The organism is Clostridium arbusti SL206, assembly GCF_000246895.1.
Taxonomy (GTDB): Bacteria; Bacillota; Clostridia; order Clostridiales; family Clostridiaceae; genus Clostridium_I; species Clostridium_I arbusti.
In genome coordinates, this window is the sequence record NZ_BAEV01000159.1 from 1 (window position 1) to 4,717 (window position 4,717).

Genomic DNA, 4,717 nt, shown 5'->3' on the forward strand with positions numbered 1-4,717 from the left:
ATAATATATACTTATTATTCTTTTAGCTTAAATATAATATAAATCAATTACAAATATCTACATTATACATTATATAAATATAAATTTCTTTATATTATCTTATAATTACTTACATTATCTTATAATTTTTTAATATTGTATCCATAGAATTATTTTCAATTAGATGTCTACATATTATTCAATACTTGCCTGTTTTAATATATTTTAAGTTTTAGGTTATACATTTTAAATATGCTTTCAAATAATTTTCAAGTTCTTTACATTTTTCTCTGTCCATAGATTCTGTATTTTTAAGTTTATAATTTATTTTCATTTTTTCATACTTGTTTACACCTAATGTATGATAAGGTAATAGTTCTATCTTTTCTATATTTTTTATATCTTTTATTAAGTCACCTAGCTTTTTTATATGTTCTTTAGAATCAGTTATATTAGGAACTATTACATGTCTTATCCAAATCTTTGTTCCCACTTTTTCAAGTACCTTTAAGAATTCATTCAATCCATTTTTCCCTTTACCTGTGAGATTTTTATATCCAATCTCATCTACATGCTTTATATCAAGCAAAACTAAATCTGTATATTTTAACACTTGTTCATAATTACCATTTCCATAACCAGAAGTATCTATAGTAGTATGAATATGATTTTCTTTACATAGCCTTAGTATTTCAGCTAAAAACTCACACTGTAAAAGTACTTCTCCTCCAGAAAAAGTTACACCACCACCAGACCTATCAAAATAAGGTTTAAATTTCAATATCTTTTTTAATAAATCTTCTGTTGTTATTTCAATGCCTCCATTCATTTCCCATGTATCAGGATTATGACAATAGGCACATCTTAATTTACATCCTTGAAAAAATACAACTGTCCTAATACCAGGACCATCAACAAGTCCCATACTTTCTATTGAATGAATTTTCCCTTTTATCATGACTGTATTTCCCTTTCTTATATATCTATTACATCTCTATTTATTTTAATATTCTTCATTAAAAAACAAAGCAGGCTATTTAAGCCTGCTTTTATTATAATTTTTCATGGAAAGTTCTATTTATAACTTCTTTTTGATGTGCCTTTGAAAGTCTGTTGAAATTAACAGCATAGCCTGAAACTCTTATTGTAAGCGTTGGGTATTTATCAGGATGATCCATAGCATCTATTAATGTGTCTCTATTAAGTACATTAACATTTAAATGATGTGCACCTTGACTAAAATATCCACCCATAACACCTACCAAATTATTTATCCTATTATCATGATCATTTCCTAATGCACTTGGTACTATAGAAAATGTATTTGAAACACCATCTTCACAACATGCATATGGAACTTTAGCTACTGAGTTTAAGGAAGCTAGTGCACCTTCCATATCTCTTCCATGCATTGGATTCGCCCCTGGCGCTAATGGCTCTCCCAATTTTCTTCCGTCAGGTGTTGTTCCTGTTTTCTTACCATACATTACATTTGATGTGATTGTAAGAACAGAAAGTGTATGTTTTGCATTCCTATAAGTTGGGTGTTTCTTTAACTCAGCAGAGAACTTTTCAACAATTTCTATGGCAATATTATCTACTCTGTCATCATCATTACCATATTTAGGGAATTCTCCTTCTTTAACGAAGTCCACAGTAATACCATTCTCTCTTATAGGTTTTACTTTAGCATATTTTATTGCACTTAGAGAATCTGCTGCTACAGAAAATCCAGCAATACCAAATGCCATAAGTCTTCCTACATTTGTATCATGAAGTGCCATTTGACTACCTTCATAAGCATATTTATCATGCATAAAATGAATTACATTCATAGTATTAACATAAATATCTGCCATATATTCTAAAACTTTAAAGTAATTGATCTTTACCTTTTCATAATCTAATACATCATCTGTAATAGACTCAATATCTGGAACAACCTTTACACCTTTCTTTTCATCTATACCACCATTTATTGCTAAAAGTAAACATTTAGCTACATTACATCTAGCTCCAAAAAATTGCATTTGCTTTCCAACCTGCATTGCAGATACACAACAAGCAATGGCATAGTCATCACCATAAATTGGTCTCATTATATCATCATTTTCATACTGAATAGAATCAGTTAAAATAGATGTTTCTGCGCAAAATTTCTTAAAGTTTTCTGGTAATTTTTCAGCCCAAAGTACTGTCATATTTGGTTCTGGTGCTGATCCAAGATTAATTAGTGTATGAAGGTATCTAAAAGAATTTTTTGTAACAAGATGTCTTCCATCTATTCCAATTCCACCTATTGATTCAGTAACCCAAGTAGGATCTCCTGCAAATAATTCATTATATTCAGGAGTTCTTAAATGTCTAACCATTCTTAGTTTTATAATAAATTGATCAATTATTTCTTGAGCTTCGTCTTCTGTAATCAATCCATTTTCTAAATCTCTTTCAATATATACGTCTAAAAAAGTACTTGTCCTTCCAAGTGACATTGCCGCCCCATTGTTTTCCTTTACTCCAGCTAAATATCCAAAATACAAGAATTGAACTGCCTCTTTAGCATTTTTAGCAGGTTCTGATATATCCACTCCATAGGAAAGAGCCATCTTTTTAATTTCTCCAAGAGCTCTTATTTGCTCAGAAACTTCTTCTCTTAATCGTATAAGCTCATCAAGCATATCACCTTTTAAATCATTTAAATCCTTCTTCTTTTGATCTACTAAGAAGTCTATTCCGTAAAGAGCCACTCTTCTATAATCACCTATTATCCTGCCCCTTCCATAGGCATCTGGAAGTCCAGTTAAAACCCCTGCTGATCTAGCAATTCTTGTTTCTTCTGAATAAGCGTCAAAAACACCTTGATTATGTGTCTTTCTATAGTTTGTAAATACATCGTACATCTTATCACTAATCTCAAAACCATATTCTTTCAATGATTGTTCTGCCATTCTAATTCCACCAAATGGGTTAGTTATTCTCTTAAGGGGTGCATCCGTTTGAAAACCGACTATAACTTCATTGTCCTTATCTAGATATCCAGGCTTAAAGCTATTTATTCCAGAAATAGTTTCTGTATCTACATCGAGTATGCCTTTCTTTAATTCCTCCAAAATAAGAGCAACTGCCTTATCCCAAACCTTTTTAGTTTTATCTGTAGGTCCCTTTAAAAAACTTTTATCACCGTTATACTCTTTATAGTTATTTTGAATGAAATCTCTCACATTGACGTCTTGTATCCAATTTCCTTCTTTAAAACCATCCCATTGTTTAAACAAAAGTATCAACTCCTTATTATATAACCTATTGGATTTATTATAAATAGTAGTTTGTAAAGATTACTAATTAATAATTTTTATTATATGATTATTATACATGATAAAGATTCTTATTTCAATATAATAAATAATGCTATTATGAACATATTTTATATTTATTATTTTTATATTCCACATTATATCATACACTCACTAGTATTTGAATTTATTTGTTCATTAATATCTAATGAAAAATTTGGTTACTATTATAGATTTAACTTTTAACTACTATTTTAGTATTCATATTCTTTTATTTTAAAATACATATTATAAAAAAATAGCTATAGGCAATATTTCTATCATATTACCAGAATTTGAAATATATTTATTACTAAAATTCTTTATTGAATTTCCAATACTATTTATGCCCATAAAATCACTAAAGTATGGTTCATTTATAAATTCTAAACAATCGCATCCAAATAAATCCATATATCCAATATCATTGCCATTAATACACTTTATAACTTTACCCATTATATTTACTCTACAGTGCCCTGTATAATCAAATTTATTTATATTATATCTTGGATCAATAGGAACAATAAATCTTGATTTAGGATTACAAAATTCAGTAGTTACGCACTTCATACAATTATTACTTTTCCATGAATCCATATATCCCTTTAAATTAGTAAGTACATCAACTCTACTGCTATTTACCGCTTTAATATTACCGAATATATTTTGCATTTCCATTTTATTTATTAAATTCTCTACATAATAAAATATAGGGTTTTTCATAATTTTACAATTAACTATAATAAAATCATTTTCATGTATACCATCAACCATATCATTTATGGATATCTCTCTTAGCAAATTATTTTTAAATAATAAATTTCTTAAATGTATAAAAACTTCTATATCCTTTGAAATAGTAACTTGAGTTTTTTGCTTTGAAAACTCATTTACTAATTGAACATTAACTTCTCCTTGAACATACTTCCCAAATAACTCCTGAGAAAATTCGCTCATAGGTCCTCTGTAATTTATAGTAACTTGATCCTTTGTATTAACAGTTCTTGATTGAACAAACTCTTGTACTACTACCGTAAAAAGATTATTAACTATATCATTATTTAAATATAATGGTATAATAGCTTTATTTTCAGCCATAAATCATCACTCCATATCAATGAATCTTACTTAGTGAAAATTGATAAAGTAAGGCTATTAATTAATAGTATAAAACTTTATACCTTTTAGAACATAATATTTGATTATTTCATATAATTATTATAGATGTATTATATAAATTGGGAGGAATAATTATGCCTATACCTTTTAATATTATGAAAATTAAAGATTCTCTTGAAAACAGTGCAAGTTCTGCTGTAAAAAAAACAGAAGAATTCATAGAGATATCAAAATTAAATTTAGAAATATCCAATGAAGAAAAAGATATAAAAGAAATATATGAG

At 27.9% G+C, this 4,717-nt stretch carries 3 protein-coding genes; all 3 read right to left on the minus strand.

The annotated features are described in order from the left end of the window. Window positions 1-211: 211 nt before the first annotated feature. A complete protein-coding gene (pflA, locus tag RH99_RS17595) occupies window positions 212-937 on the minus strand; it encodes a pyruvate formate-lyase-activating protein (protein WP_010241394.1) in 726 nt (241 codons plus the stop codon). 94 nt (window positions 938-1,031) lie between these two features. Beyond that, window positions 1,032-3,254: a formate C-acetyltransferase gene (pflB, locus tag RH99_RS17600; RefSeq protein ID WP_010241395.1), complete on the minus strand. Its 2,223-nt coding sequence runs from the start codon at window positions 3,252-3,254 to the stop codon at window positions 1,032-1,034. A 306-nt stretch (window positions 3,255-3,560) separates the two neighbouring features. Continuing rightward, the gene (locus RH99_RS17605; RefSeq protein ID WP_010241397.1) at window positions 3,561-4,412 is read right to left on the minus strand and encodes a DUF6414 family protein; all 852 of its coding nucleotides are present in this window, start codon (window positions 4,410-4,412) and stop codon (window positions 3,561-3,563) included. Between the last annotated feature and the right edge of the window lie 305 nt (window positions 4,413-4,717).

Coding starts and splice junctions, on each gene's coding strand:
- pflA (WP_010241394.1), bottom strand. CDS start 937: ATGATAAAAGGGAAAATTCATTCAATAGAAAGTATGGGACTTGTTGAT.
- RH99_RS17605 (WP_010241397.1), bottom strand. CDS start 4,412: ATGGCTGAAAATAAAGCTATTATACCATTATATTTAAATAATGATATA.